Annotated in this window: 17 protein-coding genes; 10 read left to right on the top strand and 7 right to left on the bottom strand. The window is 70.6% G+C overall.

Annotated features, from left to right (window positions below; translation table 11 throughout):
* Nucleotides 1–42: 42 nt before the first annotated feature.
* Together INQ48_10230 and INQ48_10225 are read left to right on the top strand one after the other, a co-directional pair.
* Entirely contained in the window at nucleotides 43–450 is a 408-nt protein-coding gene (locus INQ48_10230; protein QRF59569.1) for a DUF2069 domain-containing protein, read from the top strand.
* Nucleotides 447–1,883, top strand: a complete 1,437-nt coding sequence (locus INQ48_10225; protein QRF59568.1) for an FAD-binding oxidoreductase — start codon at nucleotides 447–449, stop codon at nucleotides 1,881–1,883. Before INQ48_10230 ends, INQ48_10225 begins: the two co-directional genes overlap by 4 nt.
* Before the next feature lie 87 nt (nucleotides 1,884–1,970).
* Here the strand turns inward: INQ48_10225 and INQ48_10220 are convergent, their stop codons facing one another.
* From INQ48_10220 to INQ48_10195, 6 genes are all read right to left on the bottom strand, one after another.
* On the bottom strand, nucleotides 1,971–2,342 hold the full coding sequence (locus INQ48_10220; GenBank protein ID QRF59567.1) for a nitrile hydratase accessory protein: 372 nt from the start codon (nucleotides 2,340–2,342) through the stop codon (nucleotides 1,971–1,973).
* Nucleotides 2,339–2,998 (bottom strand): nitrile hydratase subunit beta, encoded by a 660-nt coding sequence (gene nthB, locus INQ48_10215; protein ID QRF59566.1) that lies wholly within the window; start codon nucleotides 2,996–2,998, stop codon nucleotides 2,339–2,341. Before nthB ends, INQ48_10220 begins: the two co-directional genes overlap by 4 nt.
* Entirely contained in the window at nucleotides 2,995–3,627 is a 633-nt protein-coding gene (gene nthA, locus INQ48_10210; GenBank protein ID QRF59565.1) for a nitrile hydratase subunit alpha, read from the bottom strand. Before nthA ends, nthB begins: the two co-directional genes overlap by 4 nt.
* A gap of 24 nt (nucleotides 3,628–3,651) precedes the next feature.
* Nucleotides 3,652–6,078: a TonB-dependent siderophore receptor gene (locus INQ48_10205; GenBank protein QRF59564.1), complete on the bottom strand. Its 2,427-nt coding sequence runs from the start codon at nucleotides 6,076–6,078 to the stop codon at nucleotides 3,652–3,654.
* 111 nt (nucleotides 6,079–6,189) lie between these two features.
* Complete coding sequence (locus INQ48_10200; GenBank protein ID QRF59563.1) at nucleotides 6,190–7,206, bottom strand: FecR domain-containing protein; 1,017 nt, start codon at nucleotides 7,204–7,206, stop codon at nucleotides 6,190–6,192.
* Complete coding sequence (locus INQ48_10195) at nucleotides 7,203–7,778, bottom strand: sigma-70 family RNA polymerase sigma factor (protein QRF59562.1); 576 nt, start codon at nucleotides 7,776–7,778, stop codon at nucleotides 7,203–7,205. The genes INQ48_10200 and INQ48_10195 overlap by 4 nt, the downstream gene beginning before the upstream one ends.
* 107 nt (nucleotides 7,779–7,885) lie before the next feature.
* On the opposite strand from INQ48_10195, the gene INQ48_10190 reads away from it, so the two are divergent.
* The 5 genes from INQ48_10190 (at nucleotide 7,886) to INQ48_10170 (ending at nucleotide 11,499) form a co-directional block, all read left to right on the top strand.
* Nucleotides 7,886–8,719, top strand: coding sequence for a thymidylate synthase (locus tag INQ48_10190; GenBank protein ID QRF59561.1), 834 nt, complete (start codon nucleotides 7,886–7,888; stop codon nucleotides 8,717–8,719).
* Between the two features lie 67 nt (nucleotides 8,720–8,786).
* The gene (locus INQ48_10185; protein ID QRF59560.1) at nucleotides 8,787–9,296 is read left to right on the top strand and encodes a dihydrofolate reductase; all 510 of its coding nucleotides are present in this window, start codon (nucleotides 8,787–8,789) and stop codon (nucleotides 9,294–9,296) included.
* Nucleotides 9,293–10,399 (top strand): App1 family protein, encoded by a 1,107-nt coding sequence (locus tag INQ48_10180; protein QRF59559.1) that lies wholly within the window; start codon nucleotides 9,293–9,295, stop codon nucleotides 10,397–10,399. The genes INQ48_10185 and INQ48_10180 overlap by 4 nt, the downstream gene beginning before the upstream one ends.
* Before the next feature lie 215 nt (nucleotides 10,400–10,614).
* Nucleotides 10,615–11,073, top strand: a complete 459-nt coding sequence (locus tag INQ48_10175; protein QRF59558.1) for a nuclear transport factor 2 family protein — start codon at nucleotides 10,615–10,617, stop codon at nucleotides 11,071–11,073.
* Between the two features lie 186 nt (nucleotides 11,074–11,259).
* Complete coding sequence (locus INQ48_10170) at nucleotides 11,260–11,499, top strand: hypothetical protein (GenBank protein QRF59557.1); 240 nt, start codon at nucleotides 11,260–11,262, stop codon at nucleotides 11,497–11,499.
* On the opposite strand, the gene INQ48_10165 is transcribed toward INQ48_10170, so the two are convergent.
* Nucleotides 11,486–12,478: an AraC family transcriptional regulator gene (locus INQ48_10165; protein ID QRF59556.1), complete on the bottom strand. Its 993-nt coding sequence runs from the start codon at nucleotides 12,476–12,478 to the stop codon at nucleotides 11,486–11,488. The two genes, INQ48_10170 and INQ48_10165, sit on opposite strands and share 14 nt — an antisense overlap.
* A gap of 156 nt (nucleotides 12,479–12,634) precedes the next feature.
* Between INQ48_10165 and INQ48_10160 the strand changes: the two genes are divergently transcribed.
* From INQ48_10160 to INQ48_10150, 3 genes are read left to right on the top strand one after another with little or no spacing between them, the layout of a single operon-like run.
* On the top strand, nucleotides 12,635–13,483 hold the full coding sequence (locus tag INQ48_10160; GenBank protein QRF59555.1) for a TauD/TfdA family dioxygenase: 849 nt from the start codon (nucleotides 12,635–12,637) through the stop codon (nucleotides 13,481–13,483).
* Nucleotides 13,484–13,526: 43 nt separating this feature from the next.
* Nucleotides 13,527–14,585, top strand: coding sequence for a 3-keto-5-aminohexanoate cleavage protein (locus tag INQ48_10155; GenBank protein ID QRF59554.1), 1,059 nt, complete (start codon nucleotides 13,527–13,529; stop codon nucleotides 14,583–14,585).
* A 22-nt stretch (nucleotides 14,586–14,607) separates the two neighbouring features.
* Complete coding sequence (locus tag INQ48_10150; GenBank protein ID QRF59553.1) at nucleotides 14,608–15,579, top strand: tripartite tricarboxylate transporter substrate binding protein; 972 nt, start codon at nucleotides 14,608–14,610, stop codon at nucleotides 15,577–15,579.
* Nucleotides 15,580–15,588: the final 9 nt, after the last annotated feature.

Here is a 15,588-nt window from a genome sequence, read left to right as displayed (position 1 = left end):
GCCGGGATCGCTCCCCTTTCCTCTCTTCACCGTCGCCAGCCCGTGTCCATCTCCCCGCCCCCGCCCTCCTCCGTCGCGACCACCCGCTGGCTCGCGGTCGGCAGCCTCGCCGGGCTGATCGTGCTGGGCCTGGCCTGGGAACTCTGGCTGGCACCGCTGCGCCCCGGCGGCTCGTTGATGGCGCTCAAGGTGCTGCCGCTCGCGATCCCGCTCGCCGGCCTGCTGAAGAACCGCATGTACACCTACCGCTGGGTCAGCCTGATGGTCTGGCTCTATTTCACCGAGGGCGTGGTGCGCGCCTGGAGCGACACCAACGGCATCAGCCAGCTGCTCGCGCTGGCCGAGGTGCTGCTGTGCCTCGTGCTCTTCGTCGCCTGCGCCTGGCACGTCCGCCTGCGGCTGCGCCACGCCAAGGCCGCCGCCCGTCCCCTGGAGGCTTCCACCCCATGACCACGTCCGCTTCTTCCGCCGCCCTGCTCGAGCGGCTGCGCGCCATCGTCGGCGCCAACCACCTGCTCAACGAGGGCGACCTCACGGCCTACGAACAGGACTGGCGCAAGCGCTCGCGCGGCAAGGCGCTGGCCGTGGTGCGCCCGGCCGATGCGCAGCAGGTGGCCGAGGTGGTCAAGGCCTGCGCCGAGGCCGGCACCGCCGTCATCCCGCAGGGCGGCAACACCGGCCTGGCGGTCGGCTCCATTCCCGACGACAGCGGCACCCAGGTGGTGCTGAGCCTGCAGCGACTCAATGCCATCCGCAACATCGACGCGGCCAACCTCACGATGACGGTGGAGTCGGGCTGCATCCTGCAGACCCTGCAGGAGACCGCCGAGAAGGCCGGCTACCTGTTCCCGCTGAGCCTCGCGGCCGAGGGCAGCTGCACCATCGGCGGCAACCTCGCGACCAACGCCGGCGGCACGCAGGTCGTGCGCTACGGCAACACGCGCGAGCTCTGCCTGGGCCTGGAAGTGGTTACGCCGCAGGGCGAGATCTGGCACGGCACCAGCGGCCTGCGCAAGGACAACACCGGCTACGACCTGCGCGACCTGTTCGTCGGCAGCGAGGGCACGCTGGGCGTGATCACGGCCGCGACCATGAAGCTCTACCCGCTGCCGGCCGCGCAGCTCACGGCCTGGGCCGCCGTGCCCTCGCTCGACCACGCGGTCACGCTGCTGGGCCTGGCCCACAAGCAGCTGGGCCCGGGCCTCACGGGCTTCGAGGTGATGGGCAAGTTCGCGCTGAGCCTGGTCGACAAGCACATGCCGCAGCTGCGCGTGCCCTTCATCGGCGACGAGAACGTGCCCTACTGCGTGCTGCTCGAGAACTCCGACAGCGAATCGGAAGACCATGCGCGCGCGCGCTTCGAGGCCCTGCTCGAAACCGCCTTCGAGGACGGCTGCGTGATCGACGCGGTGGTGGCCGAGAACCTCGCGCAGGCGCACCAGCTCTGGCACATCCGCGAGAGCATCCCGCTCGCGCAGGCCGAGGAAGGCTTGAACATCAAGCACGACATCTCGATCCCCGTCTCGCGCATCCCGGCCTTCGTGGCCGAGACCGACGCGCTGCTGGCGCGCGAGATCGCCGGCGTGCGGCTGGTGAACTTCGGCCACCTCGGCGACGGCAACCTGCACTACAACGTGCAGGCGCCCGAGAACGTCGATACCAAGGCCTTCCTGAAGAACGAGGAAGACCGCATCAACACGCTGGTCTACGAGGCGGTCGAGAAGTTCGGCGGCTCGTTCTCGGCCGAGCACGGCGTGGGTTCGCTCAAGGTCGAGACGCTCGAGAAGCACAAGTCGCCGGTGGCGCTGGAGATGATGCGCGCGATCAAGCGCGGGCTCGATCCGAAGAACATCCTGAATCCGGGGCGGGTGATCCGGGTCTGACGCCGACGCCCTGTCGGGCGCGGCATTTGTCCAACAGCTGTTGGACTATTGACGTGGCCCCGCCGATCAAGCTGGCGACACGCGACGTCAATGCCCGAAGTCGCCAGGCCGCAGCTCGATCGCCTGCCCATGCGGCGTGCGATCGGCCGCGTGGTCCCAGGCCTCGCGGTAGCGCGCCAGCTCGTCGTGCGAACTCGCGCCCTTGCGCGCCACCAGCGTCTCGAGCGCGGCGAGCCAGTGCCGGTAGTAGGTGTCGCCCGCATCGGGGTCGCCCGCGGCCTGCGCGGCCTGGATCTGCGCGGCCAGGGTCTCGGCCCACTCGCTCCAGCTGAACAGGCCCTTCTGGTGCAGCGCCAGCGTCATCGCGAAGGCCTGGGCCTGCCAGGGCGCGCCGAAGACCGGGCCGTCGGCGTCGCGCGGCATGCCGGGGGCCAGCATCCCGTCGGGGTACTGCGTCATTCGGCCGCCTCCAGGTAGCTTTCCCAGGCATCGACCGACACCGAGAGCTGCTGCGCCCGCGAGCCCCAGAGCTCGGCCTCCTCGAACACCACCGTGTAGAGCCACTGCGGCGCCTCGCCCGCGCCCTGCGCATTGCTGTCGGCGAACACGTGCGCGCCATGCAGCCGCTCGACGGTGCCGCGCCGCCCCTGCACATAGCCCGGCAGCCGCGTGTGATGGTCGACGCGGCCCGCGCGCATGCGCACCGCCTGGCCGATCGCGAAGCGCGCGGGCGCCGCGGCCGGCCGCTCGGTGGGCGAACCCCGGGCCAGCACCGCGGCCACGTCGGCCGCATGCAGCACGCGCTTGACGGGCGCGGGCGCATGCAGCATGCGGCCCTGCGCGATCTCGTCCTCGAACAGCTGACCGCGCTCGATCATCAGACGCTCGAGCGCCGCGAGCCAGATCCGGTAATAGCTCAGCTGCAGGTAGTGCGGCAAGGTCTCGCGCACGGCGCGGCTCGCATCGATGTTCCACGAGCCGGTGGCGCCCATCGCGAGCACCAGCGCCAGCGCGCGCGGCTCCCAGTCGGCATGGAACAGCTCGCCCTCAGGCTCGGGCTGCACCGCGCCGAAGCCGGTGCGGCCGCCGAGGTCGGCCTGGGTCTGGTAGCTCATGGCTGGCTCCCCTGCCCCGGCGCATCGGCGAGCCGGGTGCCGATCATCGAATCGCGCGACACCAGCGCCGCGAGCTCCTCCTCGCCCAGCTGCTCTGTGCCCGCAGGCCGCTGCGGAATCACGAGGTAGCGCACCTCTGCGGTCGAGTCCCAGATGCGGATGCGCGTGGTCTCGGGCAGCACCGTGCCGAAATCCGCGAGCACGCCGCGCGGGTCGCGCACCGCGCGCGAGCGGTAGGGCGCGCTCTTGTACCAGGTGGGCGGCAGGCCCAGCACCGGCCACGGATAGCAGCTGCACAGGGTGCAGACCACCATGTGGTGCTGATCGTCGCTGTTGGCCACCGCCACCATGTGCTCGCCCTGGCGGCCGGTATAGCCCAGCGAGGCGATGGCCGCGGTGGCGTCGGCCAGCAGCCAGTCGCGAAAGGCCGGGTCGACCCAGGCTTTGGCCACCACGCGCGCGCCGTTGCGCGGGCCGATGCGGGTCTGGTAGGTGTCGATCAGCGCGTCGAGCGCGGCCGGCTCGATGTAGCCCTTCTCGGTGAGCACGCTCTCGAGCGCGCGCACGCGCAAGTCCATCTCGTCGAGCTCGCTGTGGTCATCGCCGTGGGCATGGGTGTGTTCGCTCATGCCCACGATGCTAAGCGCTGCGCCCTACCAGCGGTAGGTGGCCGAGGCCACCGCCTTGCGCCGCTCGCCGTAGAAGCAGCCGTAGGTGCACGAGGCGATGTAGGCCTTGTCGGCCAGGTTGGTGAGGTTGAACGCGTAGCGCCAGTGGCCGGTGTCGTACGACACCATCGCGTCGAACACGGTGTACGAGGGCACGATGCCGTTCACGTAGAGCCCGGTGGAGGCGCCCACGTAGCGCACGCCCAGCCCCGCGCGCAGGCCCGGCGCGCCGGCCGCGCCGAAGTCGTACTCGCCCCAGGCCGAGAAGGTGTTGTAGGGCACGTTGCCGCGCCGCTTGCCGACGTTGGCGGCGGTGGTGTCGGCGGTGACGCGCGCGTCGGTGTAGGCATAGGCGGCGATCAGGCTGGCCGAGCGGCCGATGCGCGTGCGCAGCTCGATCTCCAGCCCGCGCGAACGCACCTCGCCGGTCTGCACCGAGAAGCCGGTGTCGACGGGGTCGGTCGACAGCACGTTCTGCTGCCGGAGCTGGTAGACGGCGGCGCTCAGCAGGGTGTCGCTGCCCGGCGGCTGGTAGCGCAGGCCGAGCTCGTACTGCTCGCCGCGCGTGGGCTCGAAGCGCGCGCCCATGCGGTCGACGCCGCTCTGCGGCTGGAACGACTGGCTGAAGCTCGCGAACGGCGCGAGCCCGTTGTCGGCCAGGTAGACCAGGCCGGCGCGGCCGGTGGTGGCCGAGGTCTTCTCCTTCGAGTTCGCGGTCTCGCCGTCGACCGGCACCTGGCGGTCGGTGACGCGGTCGTGCCGCGCGCCGAGCACCACCACCCAGCGCCCGGCGATCTTCATCTGGTCCTGCAGGTACAGCCCGGTGGCGTTGCCGGCCATGTCGGGGAAGTAGGTGTTCGGCACCGGCGCGCCCGCGACGTAGACGTAGTTCGGCGCGTAGTAATTGAACTGGGTCGCGATCTCGCGCGACGCGCGCCGCGTGGTGTAGGACTGGTAGGTGGTGTCCACGCCGGCCAGCAGCGTGTGCGCGACCGGGCCGCTGTCGACGCGGTACTCGAGCGAGGTGTCGGTGGTGCGCGCACGCGAGCGGTCGCGGCGGTCGTAGGACTCGTGCGAGGTGGAGCTGGCGCCGTCGGGACTCACGCCGGAGGCGGAGGTGCTCGGGAAGTCGACCTCCGAACGGAAGGCATGCGCGCTGTGGCGCAGCTTCAGGCGATCGCTGAAGGCATGCTCGAAGCGGTAGCCGACGGCGGTGTTGGTGCCGGCGTAGCGGTCGCGCCCCGGCGTGCCGGTGTAGCGGCTGCTCGGCACCGGTCCGTGGATGTTCGGCAGGATCGTGATGCCGCCGGCCAGCCCGTACACGTAGTCGGTGCGGTTGCGCAGGTACTCCGCCTGCAGCGTGAGCGAGGTCGCCGCGCTCGGCTGCCAGCGGATCGCGCCCGACAGGAAGCGCCGGTCATCGGGCACGTGGTCGATGAAGGTGTTGCTGTCGCGCACCAGGCCCGTGAGCCGGTAGCTCAGCGTGCCCTGCTCATCGAGCTTGCCGCCGAAGTCGCCCTTGATCTGGCGGCGGTCGCGGTTGCCGAGCTCCACGCCGAGCTCGCGCAGCGGCTCCGCCGTGGGCTGCTTGGTCACGGTGTTGACCACGCCGCCGGGCGCGGCCGTGCCGTAGAGCAGCGAGGCCGCGCCCTTGAGCACCTCGGCGCGCTCGAGCCCGTAGAGCTCCTGCTGGCCGTCGTAGGCGTTGACCATGAACTTCGAGCCGTCGCGGTAGAGGCTGCCCGTGCCGGCGCCGGCCTGGAAGCCGCGGATCACGAACGAGTCGGTGGTGCGGTCGGCGCCTTCCGAGCGCCTCACGCCGGCCGTGTAGTTGAAGGCGTCGACCAGGCTGGTGGGCTGCTGGGCCTCGATCTGCTCGGCCGTGACCACCGAGATCGATTGCGGCGTCTCGAGGACCGGCGTGTCGGTCTTGGTGCCGGCCGAGCTGCGGCGCGCGATGTAGCCATCGGCCGGCCCGCCGGCGGCGCGTTCGGCATTCACGCGCACCTCGGCGAGCATGGCCGACGGCGCGGGCGCCACCACCTGCGGCGCGGTGGACGCGGCCGGCGCGCCCGCGCGCACGGTGTAGCCGCCCGCGTCGGTCGGCAGCAGCTCGAGGCCGCTGTCGGCCAGCGCGCGGCGCAGCGCCTGCGGCGCGTCGTAGCGGCCGCGCACCGGCGCCGAGGCGCGCTGGCCGACCAGCGCGGCATCGACCGTGAGCGCCAGCCCGGCCTCGCGCGCGATGCGGTTGAGCGTGGCGCCGAGCGGGCCGGACGGCAGGTCGTAGTCGCGCAGCACGGGTGCGGCCTGCGCCTGCGCGCGGGCCACGGTCGGCAGCAGGGCCGGCGCGGCGGTGGCGAAGAGCAGCGCGGCGACGAGCGGGGTCGGACGGAACGGGAAGGACGAGGACAAGGCGGGACTCCAGGCAGGGGAAGGACGAGGGTTCTCTTCCTGCTTGCCGGACGAGCTTCGAAAAGTGAGAGGGGGTGGCCGAAAAAAAGCCGGCGCCGCCCGATCCAGGCTTCAGCGCGGCGCCTGCCTCGGCTCGATGCGCAGCCACCAGCGCGTGCCGCCCACGAGTTCGACCGGCAGCGCGGCGGTGAGCGCCAGCAGCGCCTTGTCGGTGTCGTCCAGCGGCAGCGTGCCGGTCACGCGCAGGCCGGCCACGCGCGGGTCGACCGCGAGATGGCCGGGCCGGTAGCGCGCGAGTTCGGCCACCACCTCGGCCAGCGGCTGGTCGTCGACCACCAGCATGCCGTCCTTCCAGGCATCGGCGTCGGGGCGCGCGGGGCCGGGAGTGCCGACGCCATCGGCGTGCAGTTCCAGGCTCTGGCCCTGCTGCACGACGCGTTCGCCTTCGCAGGCCCGGGCCGGATCGGCGGCGCAGGCGGCCGGCCGGGCCGCCACCGCGGACTGCGTGACCGTGAGCCGGGTGCCGGCACCGTCGTCGAGCCGGCGCACGACGAAGCGCGTGCCCAGCGCGCGCAGGCTTCCCTCGGGCGTCAGCACGACGAAGGGGCGCTGCTCGGCCGCGTCGCCATGGGCGGTCTCGATGGCGATCTCGCCCGCGCGCAGCACGATCGCGCGCCGGCTGCCATCGAAGGCCAGGTCGACCGCGCTGCGGGTGTCGAGGTGCAGCACGCTGCGGTCGGGCAGCACCACGGTGAGCCGCTCGCCGGTGCCGGTGCGGTAGTCGGCGCTCAGGGTGGCCAGCGGTTCGAAGCGGTCGACGGCCCCGAGCCCCAGCAGCAGCGCGGCCAGCAGCCCCAGCACACCCACCGACTGCTTCCAGCGCCGCGCGGCGCCGCGGCGCACCAGCGCCGAACGCACGGCCTCGCTGCGCGCGGGCGCCAGTTGTGCATCGAGTTCGCCGAGCTGGGCCCAGGCACGCCGGTGGTCGGCGTGGGCGTCGAGCCAGCGGCGCAGGCCTTCGGCATCGCGCGTGTCGGCTTCGCCCGAGCCCATGCGCAGTTGCCAGCCGATTGCCTCGTCGAGCACGGCCGCGGAGACCGGCAGCGACGCCGAGGCCTGCGCGCTCATGCCGACGCTGCCGGCAGCGCGACGCCGAAACGCAGTTCGTAGCCGCGGCGCGCGGCCGTCGCCAGGTACTGCCGCACGCGCGGCACCGACACGCCGAGCTGCGCCGCGATCTCGGCATGGGTCATGCCGTCGAGCCGGCTGTGCAGCCAGGCGGCGCGGGTCTTCGGCGTGAGGCTCGCGAGCAGCGCATCGAGAGCGCGCAGCGCCTGCACCGCCTGCAGCTGCTCCTCGGGCGAGGGATAGAGGGCCGGCGGCAGCGCCGCGAGGTCGGCGAGGTAGGCGCGCTCCAGGTCGGCGCGGCGGAAGCGGTCGATCAGCAGGCCGCGCGCCACCGTCGTCAGGTAGGCCCGCGGCTCCTTCATCTCGACCGGCACCGCCTGCGGCGGCCGCGCGGCCAGCAGCCGCACGAAGGCATCGTGCGCGAGGTCGGCGGCATCCTCGGCGCAACCGAGCCGGCGCCGCAGCCAGGCCTGCAGCCAGCCGTGATGGCTGCGGTAGAGCACCTGGAGGCTGTCGTCGAGGGCCGGGGCGGACACGGGTTGCGCTTGCGGAATGTTGAGAATAGTTCTCATCTTATAGTCTTGGCCTGCCCGGCCAGCCGCCGGCCCCTCATCCGAATAAGATTCGGGGCTCCAGCCCCGCCGTCCCGGGCGCGCCGTTGCCGCCGCCCTCCACCGCCATGACCCAACGCCCCATCCGCTCCCAGTACGAAGACTTCATGCGCCACGTCGACACCCACGGCGTGTACAAGAGCGACCGCACCGGCACCGGCACCAAGAGCGTGTTCGGCCACCAGATGCGCTTCGACCTCAACGAGGGCTTCCCGCTGGTCACCACGAAGAAGGTGCACGTGAAGTCCATCATCCAGGAACTGCTGTGGTTCCTGACCGGCTCGAGCAACAACAACTGGCTCAAGGAACGCGGCGTCACCATCTGGGACGAGTGGGCACGCGAGGACGGCGACCTGGGCCCGGTGTACGGCGTGCAGTGGCGCAGCTGGCCCACGCCCGACGGCGGCCACATCGACCAGATCGCCGAGGTCGTGAAGACGCTCAAGTCCAACCCCGATTCGCGCCGCATCATCGTGAGCGCCTGGAACGTGGCCGAGCTCTCGAAGATGGCGCTGATGCCCTGCCACGCCTTCTTCCAGTTCTACGTGGCGCCGCCGCAGAACGACGGCGAACGCGGCCGGCTCAGCTGCCAGCTCTACCAGCGCAGCGCCGACATCTTCCTCGGCGTGCCCTTCAACATCGCGAGCTACGCGCTGCTCACGCACATGATGGCGCAGCAGTGCGACCTCGACGTCGGCGACTTCATCTGGACCGGCGGCGACTGCCACATCTACAGCAACCATGCCGAGCAGGTCGCGCTGCAACTGAGCCGCGAGCCCTACCCCTATCCCACGCTGCGCATCAAGCGCCGGCCCGACTCGATCTTCGACTACCGGTACGAGGACTTCGAGTTCGAGGACTACCGGCACCACGATCCGATCAAGGCGCCGGTGGCGGTCTGAGCCGTTCGGGGCCGGGCGGGCGCGGATGCGGTCAGAATCGGCCGGTTTCGAACCTGCTTCGCGCCCCATGAACCTCAATCTCATCTTCGCCCGCGCCGCCAACGGCGTCATCGGCGCCGGCAACACCATCCCCTGGCACCTGCCCGAGGACATGGCGCACTTCAAGGCGCGCACGCTGGGCGCGCCGGTGATCATGGGCCGCAAGACCTGGGACTCGCTGCCGCCGCGCTTCCGGCCGCTGCCGGGGCGCCGCAACATCGTGGTCACGCGCCAGGCCGGCTGGCAGGCCGAGGGCGCGCAGCGCGCGGGCAGCCTGCGCGAGGCGCTCGAGGTCTGCGAGCGGCTCGAGGCGCCCGATGTCTGGGTCATCGGCGGCGCGCAGATCTACGCCGAGGCCGAGCCCTTCGCCCGGCGCGCGCTGGTCACCGAGATCGCACGCGACTACGAGGGCGATGCCTTCGCGCCGGTGCTCGACGCCAGCGCCTGGCGCGAGACGCAGCGCGAGTCGCACGTGTCGGCCAAGGACGGCCTGGCCTTCAGCTTCGTGACGTACGAGCGCGTCACGGCCGGCGCATGACGCTGGCGCCGCGCCGCCGCACGCTGCTGCTGGCCGGCGCGGCGCTGGCGGCCGGCGGCCTCACGCCTGCGCTGGCGGCCGAGCCGCTGGAGCCCGACGAGGAGGCGCTGTTCATGAACGGCACCGCGCGGCCCACCGACGACGGCCGGCTCGAGGTCGACATCCACGCCTGGGTCTACGAGCGCGAGCGCCGCTGGGGGCTCAATGCCGCGTTCGCTCGCTACCTCGGGCTCAATCTCAAGAAGCTCTCGCCGGCCGCGCAGCTGCGTTTCAACCAGCGCACCGCGCTGTTCCATGCCGAGTCGGAAGACGGCAAGGTGTTCGACGTGGAGTTCGATGGCAGCCCCGGGCGCAAGACCATGCCGCCCTCCGGCGCCGACGGCCGCGTCAACGTGCGGCAGGTGATCGAGGTGCCGCGGCTGTCGCCCGCGCAGCAGTGGCTCGAGTTCCACGCGGTCACCGGCCCCGGCGAGCTGCTGCACCGCTTCCGCGGCCGCGCGCTGATCGTGCCGGCGCAGGGCCTGTCGGTGATCTCGGACATCGACGACACCATCAAGCGCACCCAGGTGCGCGAGCGGCGCGAGATGCTGCTCAACACCTTCGCGCGCCGCTTCGAGCCCGCGCCGCACATGGCCGGCTGGTACCGCGCGCTCGCGCAGGCGCCCGACACGCGCTTCCACTACCTGTCGGCCAGCCCGATCCAGCTCTATCCGCCGCTCGCGGAGTTCGTGCGCGAGGCGGGCTTTCCGCCCGGCAGCATGCACCTGCGCGAGAGCACGACCTGGCGCACGCTGATCCCGGGCGACGAGGATTCGCGCGCCCACAAGCTCGGCGTGATCGCGCGCCTGCTGGCCGACTTCCCGCAGCGCCGCTTCGTGCTGGTCGGCGATTCGGGCGAGGCCGATCCCGAGATCTACGCCAGGGTGTTGCGCGACAACCCCGGGCGCATCGACGGCATCGTGATCCGCGACGTCACCGGCGAAGGCCGGCTGTCGGAACGCTACCGCGCCACCTTCGAGGGCATCGATCCGGTGCTGTGGCACCTCATCGCGCCCGATACGACGGCGTGGCCGATGCAGGCCCAGACCCAGGCCGCGCGCTGAGACGCCGCGCGCGGCGCGCTCGCGCCGCGGTGCACAAGAATTCCCGGCCCCGAGCGTGACGGCCCGCACGATCGATGCGTGCACGGGGCCGATGCTCCCTCTCTTCCAGCCAACCGCGGTGATAGCTTCCTTGGCGGTCTCCAGAAAAACTTTCGAAACGAGTTTTTCCGGATTCCTTCCATGGATCAACGCTTCATATGCAGGGAGAAACAAACATGATCGAACTCGTCGACCCGAGCGACAGCCGCGCCGTGCGCAACAAGAACAACATCCTGGGCTTCTACGAACTGGTGATCAACCAGAAGAAGGCCGAAGAGTCGGTGCACCGCTTCGTCAGCGCCGCCTACATCCAGCACAACCCCCTGATCGGAGATGGCGCGCAGGCCCTGGGTGAATTCTTCGGCAAGCTCACCCGGGAGCGCGTGCTGGCCCGCGTCGTGGTCCACAAGATCGCCGCCATCGGCGACCACGTGTGGGCCCACGTGGAGTTCCTGAACCTGTTCAACGACGATCCCGAAGACCGCGGGATCGCCGGCGTCGACATCTACAAAATGGATGCCGACGGCAAGGCGGTCGAGCATTGGGACACGCTGCAGCCCGTGGGCGATCCGAAGAATTCGGTCCCCTGGCTCGCACCGAACATCCAGCGCGCCAATTCGAACGGCATGTTCTGACGGGCGCTCGCGACACCGCTGGAAACCAAGCGCCGCGCCACGCGCGACGCTTCATGAAAAAGAGTGCTTCCGTACTGCCGGACCCCACCTGACATAGGCACGACCGGCGCAGGGTTTAGGCTGTCCTAAGAGTTTCTGCGCACAATGTCACGAACCCATTGCCATCAACGTTCAAGGAGACGGCATATGCCCATGGAGTTTCTTCGGACCATCGCCGAGCAGAAATTGCCATACGTCGTGCACGCGCCCGCCGAGATCGACAAGCTGCGCGTGCTGCGCGCCGCGGACCTCGTGACCGCCTTCATTCCCCCGTCCGAGCGCCATCCCCAGGGCCGCGCGATCCGCCAGCTGGCCCAGGTCGAGAGCATCACGGCCAAGGGCATGCTGGCGCTCAACAAGGCAACGTCGGCGTTCATCGAGCTGTAGCACGCCAGGCTTCGGGCGAACAACCGAACTGGGTGCCGAACCAGCGGGTGAAGGCACTGTGCGTGCTGTAGCCCAGCATCGCCGCCACCTCGCCCAGGCTGTGGCGGCCATTGGCCACGTAGCGCCGCGCGAGTTCCTGGCGGACGTCGTTGACCAGCTGCTTGAAGGTCAGTTCACGCGCATCGAGCTGGCGCTGCAAGGTGCGCATGCTGAGCCCCAGGCCCTGCGCCACCGACTTGCAGGTGGCCCGCCCCGCCGGCAGCATCAGGTAGATGGCCTTGCGCACCTCCTGGTCGATCGCGCGCTCGCGCTCGCCGGGGACGGTGTCGATCAGCTTGCGCGCATAGGCCGCCAGCACCGGATCGCCGCCCGGATTGGGCACGTCGAGGTCCGCCGCGCGGCACACCAGTCCGTTGAAGCTGCCGTCGAACTCGACCGGGCACTGGAAGAAGCGGCGATGAAAGGACGCATCGGCCGGCGGCCCATGGCTGAAGCTCACGCTGGCCGGATGCCACCGGTCGCCCAGCAAGGCCGCGCACATCCGATAGAGCACGCCGATCGCGAGTTCGATCGACTGCCGCGCCGGCACCGACACGGCCAGCTCCTCGCGCAGCAGCACCAGCTTGCCGACGTCCTCGACCTGGATCGCCAGCCTTTCGTTGAGCAGGTGCAGATGCTCGATCAGCGTGAGCAGCACCTGGCGCAAGGTCGGCTGGTGCATCAGCAGCAGGCTCAGCACACCGAAGTTCGATAGCTGGCGCCGAGCGGCGATGCGCAGTCCGAAGGACTCGCAGCCCGTGTCGCGCGCCGCGTCCTCGAACAGGCGGGCCACGCGGTCGGCCTCGATCAACTGGTCCGGCTCGCGCAGCATCCTGGCGCGCAGCCCAGCCCGGCGCAGCGCCGCGCCGGGGTCGTGGCCGAGCTCCTGCGCGAGCTCCGAGAAGTTCGTCAGCGCCGCCGCGCGCACGAGTGCCGTCATGCCGAGCCTTTCCAGGGTGGCGGGAATTCTGGCACCAAATGCACAGCGATTGGCACCGAATGCAAAGCGCCGCGGGGGGCCGGCTCCTACAGTTGCCCCATGCCCGCACCCCGGAGGCCGGGACGGTCGGACCGCCACAAAGAACGGAGACAAGACATGCGCATCGAAGCGTTGACCTGCGCCATCGGCGCCCAGCTCAGCGGCGTCAGCCTGGCCGACGCGGCCCGGGACGATGGCCTGTTCGAGGAAATCCGGGCGCTGCTGCTGCGGCACAAGGTGCTGTTCCTGCGCGACCAGAAGATCAGCCGGGCCGAGCACGTGGCCTTCGCGCGGCGCTTCGGCGAACTGGAGGACCATCCGGTCGCCGGCAGCGACCCGGAGCACCCGGGGCTGGTGCGCATCTACAAGACGCCGGACGCGCCCAACGACCGCTACGAGAACAGCTGGCATTCCGACGCCAGCTGGCGCGAGGCACCGCCGATGGGCTGCGTGCTGCGCTGCGTCGAGTGCCCGCCCGTCGGCGGCGACACGATGTGGGCCAACATGGCGCTGGCCTACGAGCGCCTGCCCGAGCAGGTGAAGGAGCTGATCGCGCCGCTGCGCGCCCGCCACGGCATCGAGTGCACCTTCGGCGCGGCGATGCCGATCGCGCAGCGCCTCGCGCTCAAGGCCCGCTATCCCGATGCGGAGCACCCGGTGGTGCGCATCCATCCCGAGACCGGCGAGCGGGTGCTGTACGTCAACGGCTTCACGACGCACTTCACCAACTTCCACACGCCCGCCAACGTGCGCTACGGCCAGGACTTCACGCAGGGCGCGTCGGCGCTGCTGCAGTACCTGATCAACCAGGCCGCCATCCCCGAGTACCAGGTGCGCTGGCGCTGGCAGCCCGACAGCGTGGCGATCTGGGACAACCGCGCCACGCAGCACTACGCGGTGATGGACTACCCGCCCTGCCACCGCAAGATGGAACGCGCCGGCATCGTCGGCACGCCGACCGCCTGAGCCTCCCCTCCCCTTCGAACCACCCGCATCCCCGGAGCCCCCGATGAACTTCCTCGACGGTCACCTGTTCCCCGAAAACCAGCAGCCGCTGATCATCACCGCCGCCCCCTACGCGCCGTCCTGGCTGCCTTCGGACTTTCCCGGCGAGATCGCCGTGACGATGGACGAGCAGATCCAGAAGGCGGTGGACTGCTACGAAGCCGGCGCCACCGTGCTGCACCTGCATGTGCGCGAACTCGACGGCAAGGGCTCCAAGCGCCTGTCCAAGTTCAACGAGCTGATCGCCGGCGTGCGGGCGCGCGTGCCCGAGATGATCATCCAGGTCGGCGGCTCGATCTCGTTCGCGCCCGAGAGCGAAGGAGCGGCCGCCAAGTGGCTGTCGGACGACACGCGCCACATGCTGGCCGAGCTCGACCCCAAGCCGGACCAGGTCACGGTGACGGTCAACACCTCGCAGATGAACATCCTCGAGCAGTTCGACCTGCGCGACATCCGCGGCACCTCGATGGAGGACCCGGTCGTCTTCAATGCCTACAAGGAGATGACGGTGCCGGCGCAACCGGGCTGGGCCGAGGAGCACATCCGCCGCCTGACGGCCGCGGGCATCCAGAGCGCCTTCCAGTGCTACAACATCAACAGCTTCGAGTCGGTCGAGCGGCTGATGCGCCGCGGCGTCTACAAGGGTCCGCTGGTGCTCAACTGGGTCGCGATCGGCGGCGGCATGGACGCGCCGAACATCTACAACCTCGCCAACTTCGTGCGCGCGGTGCCCGACGGCGCGGTGCTCACGGTGGAGAGCTCGGTGCTCAACGTGCTGCCGGTCAACATGATGGGCATCGCCATGGGCCTGCACGTGCGCTGCGGCACCGAGGACAACCTCTGGAACCAGTCGCGCACCGCCAAGATCGGCACCGCCGCGCAGGTCGAGCAGCTGGTGCGCATCGCGCGCGAATTCGGCCGCCCGATCGCCACCGCGCAACAGGCGCGCGAGATCTCGCAGATCGGCGTTTTCCACGACACGGTGGAAGAGACGCTGCGGGCCAACGGCTTCGCGCCCAACCGCAACGGCGGCCAGCAGGGCTTCCTGCGCAAGGCCGCCTGAAGCTTCACGCACCGGAGCAGCCATGCCGCGCCTCATGCATCTCGCCGCCCTGCTCGTCGCCGCCGCGTCGGCGCTGGGCTCGCCCTGGACCCATGCCTACACCGACAAGCCGGTGAAGATGATCGTCCCCGCGCCGCCCGGCGGCACCATCGACGTGCTCGCGCGCATCGTGGGCGACCAGCTCGCGCGCGACATCGGCCAGCCGGTGGTGGTCGAGAACAGGCCGGGCGCCGGCGGGGCGATCGCCGTGAAGTACCTGCTGTCCCAGCCGGCCGACGGCCAGACGCTGATGATGACCGCGAGCAACGTGCTCACCGAGGTACCGCACGTGCTCAGGGGCGGCTTCGATCCGCTCAAGGACGTGCAGCCGGTCGCGCTGATGGCGCGCTCCTCGCTGCTGCTGATCGCCTCGCCGCAATTCCCGGCCAGGGACGCGAAGGAGGTGATCGCCTATGTGAAGGCCCATCCGGACCAGGTCTCCTATGCCTCCTACAGCGCCGGCACGGCTTCGCAGTACGCGGGCGCCATCCTCAACCAGGCGGCCGGGCTCGACATGCAGCATGTGCCCTACCCCGGTTCCGCGCCCGCGCTGGCGCAGGTCATGGGCGGCCAGGTGCCGCTGATGTTCGACGGCTCGGTCACGGCCCGGCCGCTGATCGCCGCCAACCGGGTGCGGCTGCTGGCGGTCGCGACCCAGGCCCGGCTGCCCGAATTTCCCGCCGTGCCCACCTTCGCCGAACTCGGCTACCCGGCGCTCGACTTCGCCAACTGGACCGGCGTGATCGCGTCCTCGCAGATGCCGGCGCCGCTGGTCGAGAAGATCCACGCGGTGCTGCGCAAGGTCGCGGCCAACCCGGCGGTGCGTGCGAGCGTGGCCAACGCCGGCTTCGAGCCGATGGCCGACCGCACCCCCGCGCAGGCCCGCGACGAACTGCGCGAGGAGTTCACCCGCAACGCCGGCATCGTCAAGCGCTACGACATCCGCCTGAACTGAAGACCATCC

Source organism: Variovorax paradoxus, from assembly GCA_016806145.1.
Lineage (GTDB): Bacteria > Pseudomonadota > Gammaproteobacteria > Burkholderiales > Burkholderiaceae_C > Variovorax.
This window is presented reverse-complemented; position numbering and strand designations above follow the sequence as displayed.

What these genes read in the sequence shown, in the direction of transcription:
- INQ48_10220 (QRF59567.1), bottom strand. Translation starts at nt 2,342, where the DNA reads ATGACGCAGTACCCCGACGGGATGCTGGCCCCCGGCATGCCGCGCGAC.
- INQ48_10150 (QRF59553.1), top strand. Translation starts at nt 14,608, where the DNA reads ATGCCGCGCCTCATGCATCTCGCCGCCCTGCTCGTCGCCGCCGCGTCG.
- INQ48_10225 (QRF59568.1), top strand. Translation starts at nt 447, where the DNA reads ATGACCACGTCCGCTTCTTCCGCCGCCCTGCTCGAGCGGCTGCGCGCC.
- INQ48_10200 (QRF59563.1), bottom strand. Translation starts at nt 7,206, where the DNA reads ATGAGCGCGCAGGCCTCGGCGTCGCTGCCGGTCTCCGCGGCCGTGCTC.
- nthA (QRF59565.1), bottom strand. Translation starts at nt 3,627, where the DNA reads ATGAGCGAACACACCCATGCCCACGGCGATGACCACAGCGAGCTCGAC.
- INQ48_10165 (QRF59556.1), bottom strand. Translation starts at nt 12,478, where the DNA reads ATGACGGCACTCGTGCGCGCGGCGGCGCTGACGAACTTCTCGGAGCTC.
- INQ48_10175 (QRF59558.1), top strand. Translation starts at nt 10,615, where the DNA reads ATGATCGAACTCGTCGACCCGAGCGACAGCCGCGCCGTGCGCAACAAG.
- INQ48_10155 (QRF59554.1), top strand. Translation starts at nt 13,527, where the DNA reads ATGAACTTCCTCGACGGTCACCTGTTCCCCGAAAACCAGCAGCCGCTG.
- INQ48_10180 (QRF59559.1), top strand. Translation starts at nt 9,293, where the DNA reads ATGACGCTGGCGCCGCGCCGCCGCACGCTGCTGCTGGCCGGCGCGGCG.
- nthB (QRF59566.1), bottom strand. Translation starts at nt 2,998, where the DNA reads ATGAGCTACCAGACCCAGGCCGACCTCGGCGGCCGCACCGGCTTCGGC.
- INQ48_10160 (QRF59555.1), top strand. Translation starts at nt 12,635, where the DNA reads ATGCGCATCGAAGCGTTGACCTGCGCCATCGGCGCCCAGCTCAGCGGC.
- INQ48_10170 (QRF59557.1), top strand. Translation starts at nt 11,260, where the DNA reads ATGCCCATGGAGTTTCTTCGGACCATCGCCGAGCAGAAATTGCCATAC.
- INQ48_10195 (QRF59562.1), bottom strand. Translation starts at nt 7,778, where the DNA reads ATGAGAACTATTCTCAACATTCCGCAAGCGCAACCCGTGTCCGCCCCG.
- INQ48_10185 (QRF59560.1), top strand. Translation starts at nt 8,787, where the DNA reads ATGAACCTCAATCTCATCTTCGCCCGCGCCGCCAACGGCGTCATCGGC.
- INQ48_10190 (QRF59561.1), top strand. Translation starts at nt 7,886, where the DNA reads ATGACCCAACGCCCCATCCGCTCCCAGTACGAAGACTTCATGCGCCAC.